This window comes from Dehalococcoidia bacterium, assembly GCA_035574915.1.
Lineage (GTDB): Bacteria > Chloroflexota > Dehalococcoidia > DSTF01 > WHTK01 > DATLYJ01.
Genome location: DATLYJ010000105.1, coordinates 34680 through 51179, shown reverse-complemented (window position 1 = coordinate 51179; position 16500 = coordinate 34680). Strand labels below are relative to the sequence as shown.

General features: G+C 67.8%; 12 protein-coding genes. 5 read left to right on the top strand and 7 right to left on the bottom strand.

The genetic code is table 11. The annotated features are described in order from the left end of the window. The 4 genes from VNN10_10015 to VNN10_10000 all read right to left on the bottom strand — a co-directional run. The coding region (locus tag VNN10_10015; GenBank protein ID HXH22355.1) for a hypothetical protein at positions 1–306 on the bottom strand (306 nt) is incomplete at its 3' end. After that, positions 303–1751 (bottom strand): FecR family protein, encoded by a 1449-nt coding sequence (locus VNN10_10010; GenBank protein ID HXH22354.1) that lies wholly within the window; start codon positions 1749–1751, stop codon positions 303–305. The genes VNN10_10010 and VNN10_10015, both read right to left, overlap by 4 nt. Further along, complete coding sequence (locus VNN10_10005; GenBank protein ID HXH22353.1) at positions 1751–3580, bottom strand: adenylate/guanylate cyclase domain-containing protein; 1830 nt, start codon at positions 3578–3580, stop codon at positions 1751–1753. The genes VNN10_10010 and VNN10_10005 overlap by 1 nt, the downstream gene beginning before the upstream one ends. A gap of 361 nt (positions 3581–3941) precedes the next feature. Then, positions 3942–4736 carry an enoyl-CoA hydratase-related protein gene (locus VNN10_10000; protein ID HXH22352.1) on the bottom strand — a complete coding sequence of 265 codons (795 nt, stop codon included), beginning with the start codon at positions 4734–4736 and terminating at the stop codon, positions 3942–3944. A gap of 145 nt (positions 4737–4881) precedes the next feature. Between VNN10_10000 and VNN10_09995 the strand changes: the two genes are divergently transcribed. Further along, positions 4882–6840, top strand: a complete 1959-nt coding sequence (locus tag VNN10_09995; GenBank protein HXH22351.1) for a M3 family metallopeptidase — start codon at positions 4882–4884, stop codon at positions 6838–6840. A 24-nt stretch (positions 6841–6864) separates the two neighbouring features. Further along, on the top strand, positions 6865–7113 hold the full coding sequence (locus tag VNN10_09990; GenBank protein HXH22350.1) for a hypothetical protein: 249 nt from the start codon (positions 6865–6867) through the stop codon (positions 7111–7113). A 34-nt stretch (positions 7114–7147) separates the two neighbouring features. Here VNN10_09990 and VNN10_09985 read toward each other — a convergent pair whose 3' ends face one another. Beyond that, a complete protein-coding gene (locus VNN10_09985; GenBank protein HXH22349.1) occupies positions 7148–10078 on the bottom strand; it encodes an FAD-linked oxidase C-terminal domain-containing protein in 2931 nt (976 codons plus the stop codon). A 400-nt stretch (positions 10079–10478) separates the two neighbouring features. Between VNN10_09985 and VNN10_09980 the strand changes: the two genes are divergently transcribed. Both VNN10_09980 and VNN10_09975 read left to right on the top strand, forming a co-directional pair. Then, positions 10479–11639: a citrate synthase gene (locus tag VNN10_09980; GenBank protein ID HXH22348.1), complete on the top strand. Its 1161-nt coding sequence runs from the start codon at positions 10479–10481 to the stop codon at positions 11637–11639. A 41-nt stretch (positions 11640–11680) separates the two neighbouring features. Continuing rightward, entirely contained in the window at positions 11681–12211 is a 531-nt protein-coding gene (locus VNN10_09975; GenBank protein HXH22347.1) for a hypothetical protein, read from the top strand. Between the two features lie 69 nt (positions 12212–12280). Here VNN10_09975 and VNN10_09970 read toward each other — a convergent pair whose 3' ends face one another. Continuing rightward, positions 12281–14146, bottom strand: a complete 1866-nt coding sequence (locus VNN10_09970) for a nitrite/sulfite reductase (GenBank protein ID HXH22346.1) — start codon at positions 14144–14146, stop codon at positions 12281–12283. 191 nt (positions 14147–14337) lie between these two features. Then, a complete protein-coding gene (locus tag VNN10_09965; GenBank protein ID HXH22345.1) occupies positions 14338–16011 on the bottom strand; it encodes a hypothetical protein in 1674 nt (557 codons plus the stop codon). A 258-nt stretch (positions 16012–16269) separates the two neighbouring features. Between VNN10_09965 and VNN10_09960 the strand changes: the two genes are divergently transcribed. After that, positions 16270–16500: a hypothetical protein gene (locus VNN10_09960; protein HXH22344.1), complete on the top strand. Its 231-nt coding sequence runs from the start codon at positions 16270–16272 to the stop codon at positions 16498–16500.

Genomic DNA, 16500 nt, shown 5'->3' with positions numbered 1-16500 from the left:
CTCGGAGGATTCGCCCAGGACCTGGGACGAGATCGCTGGCCCCGGCGCGCGGCCGGATGCAGCCGGGCGGGGCGTAGGAGCCGGCGACGGCTCGGGGGCGGCTGGCTCTTCCGCGGGAGTAGATGTCTCATTTACCCCGATCGTGACCTGGGATGTGGAAAGCACGGCCAGCTTGCCCGTCTCCTCCTGAGTAGCGCGGATGTAGAAGTAGCCGCCAAGGAGTGTGGCCAGGATGAGCAGGCTGAGGATGCTCATCACCACCCTCTCCCGCCTTCGGGCCCGCAGCTCCCGTTCCTGGTAGCTCATCGGCGAACCCCCCGACGCCTCAAAGCAGCAACGATGGCGTAGCCGACGCCAGGCGCCATTGCCAGGAGCAGCGGCAGGCCGGGGTCGAAGCTTCCCGCAACGCTCTCCTCGATCGGGGTAATGCCGATATCGGGCCGCGGCGGCGGGGTTGGTGCGACCGTGGGCGCCATCGTCGGCTCCGGAAACTCGGGCTCACTCGTCGCCCGGGCGGTTGGGGATGGCGCCGCGGTCGGGACCTGCGTCGGCTCCTCCGGCACCTCGGTCGGCGGCGGCGGCTGCGTGGGTACTGGTGTTGGCGGAACTGCTGTCGGAGGCGGAGTTGGCGTCGCCTGGGCGGCCGCAACCTGGGCAATGGGACGCGGCGGCGGGCAGTCGGAGTCGATCTCGCGGCCGATGACGCCTGGCATGCGGGTCAGCGGGAATGGGCCCTGCAGCTCGCCGAAGCTGAGGAGCCCCTCAGCGTCGAGATCGACTGTGAGGAGCAGGTATAGCCACTCGCAGCCCTCAGTCTCGCCGTCGCGCGCGTCAGCGAAGATGGGACCCTGCAGCGAACGGCCGTCCGCCGTCACGGTAAAAAAGCCGCCCTGCCGCTTCGGCAGGAGGTAGATGGTGTAAGTGCCCGGCCTGACTTCGTTGAGGCGGACAGTCTGCGGATCGACGCCTCCAGCGGTGGTCGCGGAGAGCGGGATCTGGCGGAGGGCGATGCCCGGGGGCAGGAGGCCGGTCGAGAGCCCGGAGGCAGGCTCGGCTACGAGCATGAAGAAGGGGGAGAAAAGACGCAGGACGATCTCGTTGTCTGGCACGAAGGCCTCCGGGTCTGCGACTCCTTCGCCTTCGACGGCGCGGACCGTCTCGCCGGCCCCGACCACGACCGAGCGCCCGTCGCCCGCGGAGGACCGTACTTCCGCTTCGCCCTCGAGGACGACGACCTGCACCGCGGCCCTGCCCTCCTCGGTGCGTCCCACGCCGACCCGGAGGATGGCGCCCTCGCGTACCGAGATTACTCCGGCTGGAGTATTGATCTCGTAGCTGCCTCCGGCCAGCGCCGACAGCTGAGACCAGGACGTCCCGAACGACTGACTGAAGCGGTTAATCAGGCCTCCGCCTCGCCGGGCCGGAGGGAGAATTCGCAGCTGGCTGTCAGGCTCGAGGACGATGCTGCTCTCATCGACGAAGGTGATGACGCCCCTGCCTTCTTTAGAGGTCCTGACGCCATCGCCCGACACCAGGACCTGCTGCTCCTCCGCCCGCCGGAAGTCCGTTTCGTTGACCCCCTGTACCTCGACTACGTTGTTGACGGTCGAGAGGATGGCGCTGGTTATGGGTACCGGCGCCTCAGCGAAGAAGATGAGGTAGAGGGCGGCACCGAGGGGTAAGAGGATCGAGGCCACGAAGAACAGCGGGCCCAGGCCCAGGACGGACAGGACGCGCCGGCGAAGCCGCATCAGGACCCCGCCGCGGCAAGGGGCTGACTCACCACGACACGTCCTTCGACGCTGAGCACTCGATACGTCTCGACGGGCCGGCTGCGCCCCTTGAGGGTCTGGGGACCCAGGGGCTCGACCTCAACGCGATTGCCGGCCAACTCCCGGGTGCGCTCGCCGATGTAGATCTCGCCCCCGCCGGCGATGCCGCAGAGCCGCGAGCCGACGTTCACGGGGTCGCCGATTACGCTGTACTCGAGGCGGCCGGCAGAACCGACGTTCCCCGCAACTGCCTCTCCGGAGTTGATCCCGAAGCCGAACTTCGCGTCCGGGTCGTCGGGGATGGACAGGTTCCTGGCGGCCATTTCGGCCAGGGCCTCCGCGGCGGCGCGGCAAGCCTTGACGGCGTGGTCGTCGACATCGTTAGGGGCGTTCCATACGCCCATGACCATGTCGCCGCCGAACTTGTTAACGATGCCCTCGTTCCGGACGATGCTGGTGATCATGATGTCGAAGGCGGCGTTCAGGAATCGGACGACCTCGTCCGGGGGAAGGCGTTCCGAGACGCCAGTGAAGCCCCGGAGGTCCGCGAACAGCACCGTGACCTCGCGCAGGGTGCCGCCCAGGTTCAGCTCGCCGCGGTCGGCAGACTCGGTGAGCTGCTGCATGACCTGGGGCGAGGCATAGCGGCCGAAAAGGTCGCCCAGTTCCCGGCGGTCGGTGCGCTCGGCGGCGAAGCGATAGCCCAGGCCTACGAGCGACATCGCCGGCAGTAGGAGCGCGGGATAGACGAAGTTCATGATGACCTTCTGGTCGCTGTTGAAGAGGGCTATGTAAATCAGGTAGGTAAGGAGCGCCACCAGCACCAGGAGGAGCGCCGTCACCCTCACGTTGAAACGCGGCACTGCGTACATCGTTACCGCGACCAGAGGGAGCAGGGCGAGCGCGATGACGCCGCGGCTTGCTTCGCGGACATAGACGCCGTCCTGGAGGCTGTCGAGGACGTTGCCGAGCACCACGACGCCGGGCTCGGGAGAGCCGGAGAGAGGCGTGATGTACCGGTCGCCCGTGGCCTCGGCCGTAAAGCCAATGAGCACGGTCTTGCCCTGGAGCTGGCCCGGCTGAAGGCGGCCGGCGATCGCGTCGGCGTAGGAGAAGCGCTCGAAGTCCTCCAGGCGGGCGGAGAAGAGGGGACGCATCGCTCCGGCCGCGTCGACAGGTATCCGCTGGTTGAGGAGGTTGACCTTGCCGTCCTCGATGGGGGCCTTCGCTGGCGCCTTGCTGCGAGTTTGCGCGAAGAGGGCCGCCACGAGGAGTGAAGGATATTCGGCGCCGTCGACGCCCTTGATGTAGAGCGGCAGCCGCCGCAGGACGCCGTCGTCGTCGGGCGGGAAGTTGACGTGCCCGAGCTGTTGGGCAGCGCTGCGCAGGGGTTCCGGCGGCGCAAGGGTGGCCTGGTGGACGTAGCGTTCCGACGGAGAGGTACCGAGGGGCTGCACGCCGGCCACGGGCAGGATAACGTTCGCGGCTTCCTTCATGGCCTCGGCGAAGGCGGAATCGTCGGCGGAGGGCTCGGTGAAGAGCAGGTTGAAGGCGATGACGATAGCGCCAGCGGACTTGAGGTTCGTCACCGCGCGAGCGTGCAGGAGGTTCGGCTGGGGAGAGCGCTGGAGCGTCTGAAGGCTGGTCTCGTCGATGGCAGCGATGACTATGCCCGAGGTCCCCGCTTGCTCGCGAAAGAGGGCAAGGTCGGACACGCGCTTCTGGATGCTATCGAGAGGGCGCGCGAGCCAGAAGAGGGCGATAAGGCCCACGCCGGTGGCCAGGACCAGGGCGGTCCCGGTAACCACGCGAGCCTGACGGCGACTCCTGGCGCGAGGAATGCGCAGTAGACTCAGACGAAGCTCCTAAACGGCGGGGGAACTTTACGTCAAGCCCGCATGATACGTGTCAGTCTCATAGCCGGTCAACGCCGACACGTATCGCGGCCATTGCGGACGCTGACTAGCTTAGCAGACTCACCAAGGGAACTCTCCCTGTCTTCAAGGCCGAGTTCACGCCCGCGCGAGCGGAGGTGACCGCTGGCTGCCGGCATCCCCCTCTCCGCCGGGCGGGGAGGAGGACCTGAAGCTGGCACTACTGCGCCAGAGTGGGGGAGGCTGGCCGCGCTGGACGTATGTTTGTGCTCCGCCGTCCACCTCACGCCCTGCGCTAGTCGTCCTTGTGGAAGTCGGGCTCGCGCTTCTCGCGGAAGGCCAGGGCGGCTTCCTGGCGGGCGGGCGTGCGGCCGGCAGCGGCGAAGATCTGCGTCTCCGCCAGATGCACGATGCGCATGTTGCTCTCGGTGGCGTTGGCGTAGAGCAGGCGCTTGGACTGCAGGACATGCCAGTGCGGGTTGAAGGCGATTTCCTCTCCCAGTTCGAGGGCTTTCTCCATGAGCTTCTCGCTCGGCACGACGTAGTTGAGCAGGCCGATGCGCTGCGCGTAGTCGGCGTCGACGATCCGGCCGGTGAGGATCATCTCCGCCGCGTTGGAGAGGCCGACGATCTGAGGCAAGAACCACGTGGAGCCGAACTCGGGCGTGAGGCCGACGCGCACGAAGCGGGCAGAGAGGCGAGTGTTCTCGCAGCCGATGCGGAGGTCGCAGGCGAGCGTCAGCGTGAAGCCGACGCCAACGGCGACACCGTTGATGGCGGCGATGATCGGCTTGGAGCGCGTCATGAAGTCGGCCAGCTGGTCGGCGTCCGGCGGCGTAGTCGCCAGGGGCTCACGGTTGGGGTCGCGCGGCCCCTGGTCCGCGCCGGAGCAGAAGCCGCGGCCGGCTCCGGTCAGGACGATGGCTCCTACCTTCGAGTCCTCGTTGCACTCGGCGATGTACTTGCGGATGAGGGCGGCCATCTCGCCCGACCAGGCGTTGAGACGCTCGGGGCGATTCAGGGTGATGATGCCGACACGGCCGGCCTTCTCGAACAAGGCGTGGGGGGCTGATACCTCAGTGGTGGTCATGCGGGTCCTCCTCGGGGCTTGGTCGCACCGTCAGCCGAACATTACATCCGGCCCGAGGCTGTTTCAATCACGGTGCGGGGGCCGGTAGGTCGCGCGTGCTACACTCGCGTCGTTCCAAGACCCCTCGTAGGCGGAGAGCACTCGCATGATCGACTTCCGCGTACCCACGGCGGCCGAGATCAGGGCCGCGCAGTCCGAGGCCATCGAGGCGGCCAACCGGGTCATCGACGGGATGCTCGCGGTGCCGGCCGGCCAGCGCACCTTCGCTAACACGATACTGCCCCTCGAGGAAGCAGCGGACCTGATCGAGCGTGCCCACGGGCGCTACGGCTTCATGTCCTATGTCGCCGAGGACGCCGAGGTGCGGGCGGCGGCAGACGTCCTGCGGGAGGAGCTCGAGAAGTTCGAGATCGAGCTCGGGTTCCGCGAGGATGTCTACAGGGCCGTGCAGGAGTTCGCGCGCACTCCAGAGGCGGCGTCGTTGACGGGGGAAGACAAGCGATTCCTCGAGTTCACGCTGCGCGACTACCGTCGCGACGGGTTTGACCTGCCGGCGGATCAGCGGCAGCGCGTCAAGGAGCTAAAGAACCGGCTGGTGGAACTCGGCGTCGAGTTCCAGCGCAACATCGATACATACGACGATGCCATCCTCGTGACGCGGGAGGAGCTGATTGGCCTGCCAGAGGCCTACATATCGCGGCTACGGACTGAGCAACAGGACGGCGAGACGCTGTACCGCGTCTCCCTCGACTACCCCGAGCTGCACCCCTTCCTCGACAACGCCGAGATCGAGGAGCTGCGGCGGGAACTGCTGGTGAAGTCCTTGCGGCGCGGTGGCGAGGCGAACATCCCCATCCTGGAAGAGGCGATCGCCATCCGCGACGAGGCCGCGCGCCTGCTCGGCTACGACTCGTGGGCCGCGTACGTGCTCGAGGTGCGGATGGCTAAGCGGCCGGAGGCCGTGCGCGAGTTCCTGACCGACCTGCGCCAGAAGATCGAGGCGAAGCGAGTACGCGATATGGAGGGCCTTCTGGCCGCCAAGCGCGAGCACACGCGCAGCGAGGATGCCAACCTCCACATCTGGGACTGGCGTTTCTACCACAACTACCTCCTCAAGACCCGCTACGCCGTCGACGACTTCGAGGTCGCGAAGTACTTTCCGCTGGACGCGGTCCTGAAAGGCCTGTTCGACGTCTATCAGACGGTCTTCGGAGTGCGCTTCGAGGCGGTTGAGCCAGCGAACGCGTGGCACCCGGACGTGCGCCTCTACCGCATCCTCGACGCCGAGTCCGGCGAAGAGATCGCCCACTTCTACATGGACCTCTTTCCCCGGCCGAACAAGTACGGCCACGCCGCGGCGTTCACGCTCGTCGGGGGCAGGTCGCTGAATGGCGGCGGCTACCAGAAGCCCGTGAGCGCCATCGTGGCGAACTTCACGAAGCCGACACCGCAAGAGCCCTCCCTCCTTCGGCATACGGAAGTGGAGACGCTGTTCCACGAGTTCGGCCACATCCTGCACCAGACACTGACGAAGGCGTCCCGGCTGCGCTTCTCCGGCACAAGGACGGAGCGCGACTTCGTCGAGGCGCCTTCTCAGATGCTGGAGCACTGGGTGTGGTCGGCGGAGGTGCTCGCCGGCTTCTCGCGCCATGTGGAGACGGGCGAGCCACTGCCGAAGGACCTGCTGGGGCGCATGATCGAGGCGAAGAACCTGGACTCCGCCGTGTTCTGCGCGCGGCAGCTCTTCTTCGGCGAACTCGATTACGCCTATCACTCCGGCGGCGCCCGCAAGCACACGACTGCCATCGCGGCGGAACTGCACCAGATCACGGGATTCCCGATGCCGGAGGGGACGTACTTCCAGGCCGGCTTCGGACACCTCTTCGGCTACGACGCCGGCTACTACGGCTATAAGTGGTCGGAGGTCTTCGCCGACGACATGTTCACGCGCTTCGAGGCGAACCCGCTGGACCCGGCGATCGGCCTCGACTACCGGCGCAAGGTGCTGGAGCGCGGCGGCAGCGTCGACGGCGACGTACTGGTGCGAGAGTTCCTGGGCCGCGAACCGAACACCGACGCGTTCCTGCGGAACATGGGGCTCTAGGGGCGAGGGCAAGGCTGAGCCTTCTTGAGACGCGTACCTGGCTGGCGTGAGCTCCTCGCGGTCGACCCCGAGGAGGCGCTGATGGTCGCGGCCCACCCGAGCGACTTGCGAGCGGCGATGACGGCGGCCTGCTCTCGGCCTGTGTGCCGCCGCCGGGTGAGCCCGGCACCGGGTGAGCCCGGCGCCGGCGACGACGGAGACCTCTCGCCGCAGCCCGACTTTCACGTGACCCCGAAAGACTTCGAGAACCTCGAGGACCAACTGCTGCCGTAAGCCCACGAGATGGCTCAGGCCCGGCGAGTAAGCTTCAGGCCGGGGGATGCCGGGGGGCAAGAGCATCCGCGAGGAGCTCGACGGCATGGCGCGGCCGGCGGGAGGTGAAGTGGGAGACCTGCTGGCGGCAGGAAACGCCGGTAACCGCCACCTGGGCGTCCGGCGCAGCCGCCTCGAGGACGGGGAATAGTCGATAGGCGCCCATGGCGCGAGAGACCTCATAGTGTTCGGCTTCGAAGCCGAAGGAGCCGGCCATGCCGCAGCAGCCGGAGTCAATGAGACGGGCATCGTAGCCGGCGAGACGCAGGGCGCCCAGCGTGGCCTCGGAGCCCGGACCGGCCTTCTGGTGGCAGTGGGTGTGCAGGAGCACCTCGCCCGCGCCGGCGAAGAGAGCGCGCAGGGACGGTCCTCCTTCGGCGGCCTTCATGAGCAGCTCATCGACCAGCATGGCCCTGGACGCGAGCAGCCGCGACGCGTCGTCGCGTAGGAGGTCTGGGTACTCGTCACGGAAGGTCAGCAGGCAGGACGGCTCGATGCCCACCACGCTCAGGCCGCGCTCCACGTAGGGCGCGAGCAAATCGACGTTGCGCCTCGCCATGCGCCCCGCGCGAGGCAAGAGGCCCTTCGAAATGGCAGGCCGGCCGCAGCATCCGACGCCCTCCGCGACGACCGCGCGGTAGCCGACGGCCTCCAGCAGGCGGACGGCCGCGATCCCGGCTTCCGGATGGAAGTAGCGCGTGAAGGTGTCGACAAAGAGCACGACGTCGCCGCGGACGCCGGTGGCCGGCGGCGCGGTGCGGCGATAGCGTCGTAGCGCTGCCTCGAAGCGGCGCGGGGCGAATCGCGGCAGCGGCCTGGCGCTGTGGATGCCCAGAAGGCGGTGGAGCAGGAGGCGTCCGGGGCGCAAGCGCGCGAGGGCGTTCGCCAGCGGGGCGACTCGGCTCGCAGCAGCGCTGAGGGCCGCGATTTCGGCGAAGAGCCGCGACCGGAGCGGCACTCCTCGCGCCCGCAGGCGCTGCGCCAGGACCTCGTACTTCAGCTTCGCCAGGTCGACACCGGACGGGCACTCGGCGCGGCAGGCCTTGCACTCGACGCAGAGGTCCAGCGCCTCGTGGATGGCGTCGCCCGTGAGTTCCGAGGGCGGAAGGACGCCGGACATGGCAAGACGCAGGAGGTTGGCCCTGCCGCGCGTGGAGTGCTCCTCGTCAAGCGTGACCATGTAGGAGGGGCACATGGTCCCATCGAGCTTTCGGCAGGCGCCCTGGCCGTTGCACTGCTCGGCCGCCCGGGCGATGCCGCCTTCGGCGCTGAAGTCGAGGTAGGTGGCGGGCTCCCAGGGCCTCAGGGCAGGGCCGACCCGCAGGTTCTCGGAGAAGCCCGGGGTGTCCACTATCTTGCCCGGGTTGAGGATCCCCCGGGGGTCGAAGGCGCGCTTGAGCTCGCGGAAGGCCTCGGTCAGGCGCGGCCCGAACATGCGCTCCGTGAATACGCCGCGGACGATGCCGTCACCGTGCTCGCCGCTGAGGCTGCCGCCGAACTCGAGGACGAGGTCCGCGACCTCGGTCGCAACCGCCTCCGCGACGGCGAGGCCTTCCCGTGTCTTGAGGTCCACCATGGGGCGGATGTGAAGGCAGCCCACGCTCGCGTGGCCGTAGTAGGCGGCCTCGAGCCCGTGGCCGGCGACGATCTCCTTGAAACGCTGCACGAAGGCAGGCAGCTTCTCCGGCGCCACCGCCGTGTCTTCTACGAACGCGACCGGTTTGGCGTCGCCGCGCACGCTCATGATCAGCCCGAGGCCGGCCTCACGCATGCGCCACATGTCGCGCTGGCGGGCCGGGTCTGTCGTGATGACGGTCGCGTAGCCCAGGCGCCGCTTCTCGAAAGCCGCGCTCATCGACCCGGCGCGGGACAGGGCTTCGGCCTCGCTCGACCCGAAAAACTCGATCAGGAGGACGGCGCCCGGGTCTCCCTGCACGTAGCCAGCGAGGCGCCAGAGGGACGAGTGGGCACGACAGCGGCGGATGATGACATCGTCCACCAACTCCACGGCCGCGGGGCCGTGCTCGAGGGCCGCAAGCGTCGCTTCCGCTGCCTGCTCGATCGTCTCGAAGTGGACGGCGGCGAGGGCCCTCGCGGCGGGCAAGGGCGCGAGCTTCACCTTCGCCGCCGTGATCACGGCAAGAGTGCCCTCGGAGCCGACGATGAGATGGGGCAGGTCGGGCGGCCCGCTGCCCGTAATCGCGTCGAGGTTGTAGCCGGAAACGCGGCGCATGATTTTCGGGAAGCGGCGCTCGACTTCTTCGCGCTGCTCCCGGCCGATGCGGGCGAGCTCCGCGAGGATGCGGCCCTCCAGGCCACCCGCATTCGCGGGCGGCTCTTGCCCCCAGGTGACGCGCGAGCCGTCGACCAGCAAGAGGTCCAGCGAGAGGACCTGGTCGCTGGTCTTGCCGTAGATGACGGAGTGGGCACCGCAAGAATTGTTCCCGATGCCGCCGCCGATGGTGGCGCGGTTCGCGGTGGAGGGGTCGATGGGATAGTGGAGGCCGTAGGGCGCCACTGCCCTGTTCAGCTCCGCGAGGACAACGCCGGGTTCTACCAGCGCCCAGCCCTCGTCGCGGTTGACTTCGAGCACGCGGCGCATCCGCGGCGTGAAGTCGAGGACGATGGCGTGGTTCACGGCCTGCCCGGCGAGGCTGGTGCCGCCGCCCCGAGGAAGGATGGGCACCCCCGCCCTGGCGGCGACCTCGACGACGTGACGGACGTCCTCGGCGTTGTCCGGGAAGACAACGGCGGCTGGCTCCATCTGGTAGATGGACGCATCGGTGGCGTAGAGGAGCCGGTAAGCCCGCTCGGTGCGGACGTCGCCCAGGAGGCCGGCGCGGAGATCGGCGCGCAGCGCGCGGCGGTCGGCTTCGGAAAGGTCGCGGGCGCGGCTGACGGTCTCGTGCAAGGGATGGGCTTTCATCGACAAGTCGCACGGTAACGATGGGGCGCCGTCGGCACAAGCAAGCACGCGGGACGGGCCGTCCGGACATGCGGATTGGCCCCGAAAGTCGGACTCAATGGCCCTGACCGCGTGGCTCGGATCGGGAATAGCTTTAGGGCGTAAAGACGTTCGAGACCGCGGAGGGCCGCCGAAGGAAGGGCCGCTGATGGGGCATTAAGGCGCCTCAGGCGCCAGCAGAGAAGCCCGCCGGCGAAGAACACTTGCCGCTCGCCGCCAGTGCGAGCCATGGCCTGAGAGCCTGGGCGCGCAAAGACAGACGCGAAGCGGGACGAACTAGGAAATCGGACGAAGCAGCGCCGGCGGGGGAGAAGCCCCGGGCCGCTGCTTCAGGCCTTCGGCGGAAGAGAAAGGGGTAACGATGACAGTAGAGTACGTGCCTGGCTTGAGCGGTGTCCCCGCCGCAAAGTCGTCGATCAGCTTCATCGACGGCGAGAAGGGGATCCTGGAGTTCCGCGGCATCCGAATCGAAGAGCTCGCCAGGGAGGCGACCTTCGAAGAGGTTGCCTACTTGCTGCTCTTCGGCGACCTGCCGACCACGGGGCAACTGGAGCGCTTCGACTACGACTTGCGCCACCACCGGCGGATCAAGTTCCGCATAACGGACCTCTTGAAGACCCTGCCGGACACGGTCCATCCCATGGAAGCTTTGCAGTCGGCGGCGGCCGCCCTGGGGGCCTTTTACCCGGGACGGGACGCGCAGAACGCGCCGGAGCGCTACTGGTCCGTAATCCGGCTCATCGCTAAGTTCCCGACCATCGTGGCGGCGATCGACCGGATCAGGAAGGGCGACGATCCGGTCCGCCCGCGTGACGACCTGGGCCACGTGGCGAACTTCCTGTACATGCTGCGGGACGAGGAACCCGACCCCGAGGACGTCAGACTCCTGGAGACAGCCCTCATCCTGCACATGGACCACACGATGAACGCCTCGACGTTCACGGCACGGGTCGTCGGGTCGACCCTGGCCGACCCGTACTCGGTCGTGTCGTCGGCGGTGGGCGCCCTCATGGGGCCCCTGCACGGCGGCGCCAACGAGCGCGTGCTCACGCTGCTTGACCGCATCGGCAGCCCGGAAGCGGTCGAGGCGGAAGTCCGGAAGATGCTGGACGCGGGCGAGAAGATCATGGGTTTCGGCCACCGCGTGTACCACGTCAAGGACCCGCGCGCGATCATCCTTCAGAAGCTGGCGGAGGAGCGCTACGCGCGGCACGGCGTTAACCCCCACTACCCGATTGCCCTCGAACTGGAGCGCGTGCTGACGGAGCGCCTCGGCGACCGCGGCATCTACCCCAACGTCGACTTCTACTCTGGTTGCGTCTACGAGACGCTGGGCATCGAGAAGGACCTCTTTACGCCTCTCTTTGCCATCGCGCGCGTCGTCGGCTGGCTGGCGCACTGGCTGGAGCAGCTGGAGGACAACCGGATCTTCCGGCCAACCCAGGTCTACACGGGCACGCACGGCCGGACGTACACGCCGATCGCCGCCCGCAGTGATAAGAAGGAGGCCGTAGTCGCCTGAGCCGCGTTCCGCCACGGCCCGAGGCTGTGAGGAGGACGAGAATGCAGGCGCTAATCGAATCACTACCGCGCGACGAGGTCGAAACGCTGCGGCGCGAGTTCCAGCTTGTAGAGCCGACGTCCTGGGCCACCGACCTGGCTCATCGCGGACGGTGGCAGGATGCTAACGAGGCCTTCCTGCGCCAAGAGCGCGAGCGTGGCAGGAGGGACATGGAGCACTTGATGGCCGCGGCCGGCGTGACACGCCCCGTGTCCCCGGCCACGGCGGCCGACCTGGTGGCCGCGGCCTTCAAGCTCTACCTGCCGGACGAGGAGGCAGGGAGCGTCGAGCGGCTGTCGGAGGACTGTCTGCGGGTCGCCGTCCGCAAATGTCCAGTCTTCCAGCGGATTGAGCGCAACAACTGGCGAGGCGTCACGGCTTGCGGCTCCTGGCATCGCCGGCAGGGCTGGTATGAGGCGATGGGTATCTTCGCGACGGACAGCATCCTGAGCGAGAGCAAGTGGGGCGACGAGGCCTGCGAAGCGCTCATCGACTTCGAGCAGCCGCCCGTTTACCCGCTGGCACGGACCTGAACAGTCGTACCACGGACGCAAAGACAGCGGGGCCGTGTGGCCCCGCTGTCTTCTCCACTGGGCTCGTGCCTAGTCTGCCGGGGTGCCGGCGCTGCCGCCGGCCGCAAGAGATGCCAGGCGGTCCACCGGCACTTCGCCGGCGGCACACTCGCCTTCGCCGCGGATGACCTGGAAGAGCTCTGTTGACCCCCAGTCCGAGTACATCTCCGGCTCGGTGTTGACGTCGCCGACCCACTTGAACTCCTCGAGGTGCGGCTCGAAGTACTTGTGGCCGACGCGGTCTACGAAGGCCACGAAGCTCTCGCTCGGGCTCAGCCGCTCCGCCTGGTAGACCTGGAAGATGCGGTCGATCGCCAGGTGGGCCTTCTTCGCCAGCACGCGGGTGACGCGCTGGGCGAAGCGCCCGGCGCCCTTGTAGCCGACGCCACCGACCAGAATGTCGTAGCAGGGCACCTCGAAGGGGCCGGCCTTGTAGGAAGAGCCCTGGAGGCCAATTCCCGCCAGGTGGTGCTGGCCGCAGCCGTTGGGGCAGCCGCTGATCTTGACGCTGACCTTCCGGACCTCCGGGTCCTGGTAGTCGAAGGCGATCATCGCCTCGCGCATGCTGTAGCCGGCCTGGTTCGATGACGTGATCGCCAGCTTGCAGCTATCGGCGCCGGGGCAGGCCACGACGTCGGTGACGGTCTCGGCGCCCGCCTCGCCCAGGCCGATGGCGCGCAGTTCCTTGTACAGGGGCCGGAGCGCGGCCTCATGCACCCAGCGTAGGACCAGGTTCTGGTTCTGGTTCGTCCGAGCGTTGCCGCCGGAGAAGCGGCGCATTATGTTCGCCAGGGCGCGGAACTGGAAGGTGCTGATGTTGCCCATCGGCACGGTTACAGTGACCGCGCGGAAGCCTTCCTGCTTCTGGGGCCGCACGTTCTCAGCCAGCCAGCGTTCGAAGCCCGGCGCCTCGCGGCCGTCGTCCTCGGGGATGGGGCCGTCGGAGGGGCCTTCGGGCGCCATCTCCATCAGCGCTTCCATGTCGTAGGGCTCGCTCGCCCAGTCCTGCTTCAGCTCTTCGAGGACCTTTGCCCGGAATGCGTCCGCGCCGATCTTGTGCAGGAGGAACTTGATGCGCGCCTTGTTCATGTTCTTGCGCAGCAGGCCCGGCATGTCGCCCTCGCGGTCGAAGACGCGCAGGATGGCCTCGGAGACGCGGATGTACTCGCCGTCGTCGGCGGTGGCGAAGTCCCAGACGACGTCGGCCTGACGGGGCATGGTCGAGGTGCCGCCGCCGACGCGGATCTGAAATCCCTTGACGCCGTCGCGGATCATCGCCTGGAAGCCCAGGTCGTGGAACGGCGTGCCGGCACAGTCGCTGGGGCAGGAGGAGAAGGCGGTCTTGAACTTGCGCGGCAGGCGCTGGCAGATGGGGTTGCGCAGCATGTTACGCGCGTAGGCCGTTAGGTAGGGTGTTGCATCGAAGACTTCGTCCGGGCAGACGCCGGCGAAGGCGCAGCCGGTGACGTTGCGCACGGTGTGGGCGCAGGCCTCGCGCGTGGTGAGGCCGGCGCGGCCAATGATGCGCATGACCTCGGGCGCGTCCAGGAGGTCGACGAAGTGGAACTGGAAGTTCTGGCGGGTGGTGATGTGGCCGCGGTGGAAGTCGGAATACTTCTCCGAGACCTCGGCGAGCGCGTCGAACTGGTCGGCCGTGACGCCGCCCGACGGCAGCTTGATGCGTATCATCTGCTCGTTTTCCTGCCGCTGGCCGTAAGTGCCCCGCGACAGGCGGAACAGCCGGAACTCCTCTGGGTCCTCGTCGCCGATCCGGAACTTCTTCGCCCGCTGCTCGAACTCGTCGATCTCCTCGAAGCTCACGGGCAGGATGAAGCCCGGCTTGATGACCTCCGGCACCTTGGGATGGCGTCTGCTCTGGGAACCGTTAGTGGTCATGTGTGGGCTCCAGTGAACGAATAAGCAAAGTGTTTACTTGCGGAAAGGGCATGTCAAGCGCCGGTCACACAGATTGTGGATGAAGATGAGTAACAAAGTCAACAATGATCGCGGGAGCCAGTGCCTCTTCGGCCAGATTGCGGATGGAAGTCCGGAGGCGAAAGATCCTGGGGTGGAAGGTCCGTGCGGCCCTACGGGCCGGCGGACAGGTCGCTGCCGGACGGGTCCTTGGTGACGGCCGGCCGGTCGGCCAGCGACTCGAAGATCATCGCGCCGGGGCCGTCATACACGAGGGCATAGTGCGGATCGCCAAGGAGGGACTCGACGAGGGTGTCGCAGCAGCGGCCTTCGCCGTCCCACTTGCGCAGGTAGACGTGGGTGAAGAAGAGGCCCGTCTCCTGCATCCAGGTCTGCAGGCAGGCTGACGTCCTGTAGCCGCACTCGAGGGCTTCGTAATACGCTTTCACCCGCGACTGGAAGACGCCGCCGGGCAGCCACTCGGTGCCCTGCACGGTCGCCACGCTCACTCGCCCGGCGAGCATGGGGAACCACTCGCTTGTGCTGGCGGTCTCCCAGCTGGTGTCGGGGACGATCAGAAAGCGGCTGCCGCGCGGGGTCTCGTTCTCCACCCAGCGAAAGGCCTCAAGCTCGGCGCCGTCGAGCGCCTGAAGGAAGGCAGCCTCGCCGCCGGCGTGGGGGCTGCGCTGCAGCGATGCCACGCCCGCGTAAAGAAGGACGGCGACCAGCACGACGGGCGCGGCGAGGGCGCGGCCCGCGCCAGCATCCCTTGCCGCCGCCTGCACGGCGGGGACCAGGACCTCCCTCACTCCCACGCCGGCCAGAATCGCGACCGGGACCGTCGTAAAGGTTGGGAAGGCGCGGGCGTCCAGGAGCACGATAGCGACCCACCAGGCGGGCAGAAACCAGAAGCCGCGCACGAGTGAGGTGATGGCGCCGAGCAGGCCCAGGACGGCTATGACCGGGAACAGGGGCTCGCTGGTGGACGCCACGCGAGCGAGCGACAGCAGGAGGTGGGCCCGCGTGTCCCCATCGGAGAAGAAGGACCCGCCGGTGCTGGACGCGGCAAGCAACGGCGCGAAGCCGTGATGGAAAAGCACGGTCAGCCACCACGGTGACGTGAGCGTCGCGACGGCGCCGGCCAGGAGAAGCGAACTGGCGAACGCCCGCCGGTTGCGTCCGAAGGCGACGAGCATCAGCGCGGTGCTGAAGGCCAGGAACCAGGCTGTCTCCAGGTGGCTCAGCACCGTCAGGGCGGCGAAGAGCGCGGCCAGCGGCAGAGCAACGCGGCCGCGCGACGTGTACAACCTGTGGACCTGGTGCAGGGCGAGGATGGCGAAAAGGAGCCCGAGCGAACGGGTCAGGCCGCCGCCCATAAGCAGCCAGATGTAACTCCGCGGCACGAGCGCAAACGCGAAGCTGGCAGCCACGAGGGCGAGGTCAGGGCTCAGAAAGCGGCGGGCGAGCAACCAGAACGCCGGCAGCGTGAGACACGTCGCCGCCAGGGGGACGAAACGGAAAGCATCGATCAGGGTGAAGGGAGTGACGGAGTCGATGGCCGCGGCGACGTAGAAACCGAGAGGCGGGTAGACGAAGGGGATGCCTGCCTGGTTGTAGGAGGTGACTTCGGGAAGGCGAAAGGCATTTTCACGCAAGTCCTCCGCCATGGCGTAAAAGAGGCCCCCATCATTCAGGGGGAAGCCGGCCGGGAGGACGTAAGCCGCCCGAAGGGCGGCGCCTAAGAGCCAGGCGGCGACGACCAGGGGACCGACGAATCGGCCGGGGAGCCAGGCAGGGCCAGAGGGGATTTGGGGCGGGGAGCTGGCGGTGCGGGGGGCGTCGAGCATAGGCCGGATCCATTTGGGCACGGCCGCCGTCTAGAGAACACCCTAAATCCCATAGAAGGATGTGAACAAGGGATTAAGGCTAAGGGGCGCGCGGCGGCGCACCGGGCCGCATGGCCATCTACCCGGCGATAAATGGCCCACGGGCTTGAGTCTGTCCGGCACCTGCGACAAGCCGGCACGCGAGACTAACCTGACCTGGCAAGACCGAAGCGCTCACCCCTCTGGGGCAAGCGCCGGCGAACGGGATTGGAGGCTGCCATGCTGAAGCCCCTCTTGCTCCGAGCCTGTGCCCGCTGTCGGGGAGACCTCATCCTGGAAGTGGACGAAATGGGAGTCGCGGCGTACGTCTGCCTCCAGTGCGGCCGCACGGCTACCGGACTGGCGGAGCGCCGCGCCGCCGAACGCTCGCGGGCGCTGGCCCGCGTAGCGGCGGGCCGGGAACAGAGGACATCTCGCAGCCAGCCCGAGGCCAGGCAGCCGGCAGCGTGA

Excerpts from the sequence above, each read along its gene's own strand:
- VNN10_10010 (HXH22354.1), bottom strand. The coding sequence starts at position 1,751 with ATGCGGCTTCGCCGGCGCGTCCTGTCCGTCCTGGGCCTGGGCCCGCTG.
- VNN10_10000 (HXH22352.1), bottom strand. The coding sequence starts at position 4,736 with ATGACCACCACTGAGGTATCAGCCCCCCACGCCTTGTTCGAGAAGGCC.
- VNN10_09995 (HXH22351.1), top strand. The coding sequence starts at position 4,882 with ATGATCGACTTCCGCGTACCCACGGCGGCCGAGATCAGGGCCGCGCAG.
- VNN10_09985 (HXH22349.1), bottom strand. The coding sequence starts at position 10,078 with ATGAAAGCCCATCCCTTGCACGAGACCGTCAGCCGCGCCCGCGACCTT.
- VNN10_09980 (HXH22348.1), top strand. The coding sequence starts at position 10,479 with ATGACAGTAGAGTACGTGCCTGGCTTGAGCGGTGTCCCCGCCGCAAAG.
- VNN10_09975 (HXH22347.1), top strand. The coding sequence starts at position 11,681 with ATGCAGGCGCTAATCGAATCACTACCGCGCGACGAGGTCGAAACGCTG.
- VNN10_09970 (HXH22346.1), bottom strand. The coding sequence starts at position 14,146 with ATGACCACTAACGGTTCCCAGAGCAGACGCCATCCCAAGGTGCCGGAG.
- VNN10_09965 (HXH22345.1), bottom strand. The coding sequence starts at position 16,011 with ATGCTCGACGCCCCCCGCACCGCCAGCTCCCCGCCCCAAATCCCCTCT.
- VNN10_09960 (HXH22344.1), top strand. The coding sequence starts at position 16,270 with ATGCTGAAGCCCCTCTTGCTCCGAGCCTGTGCCCGCTGTCGGGGAGAC.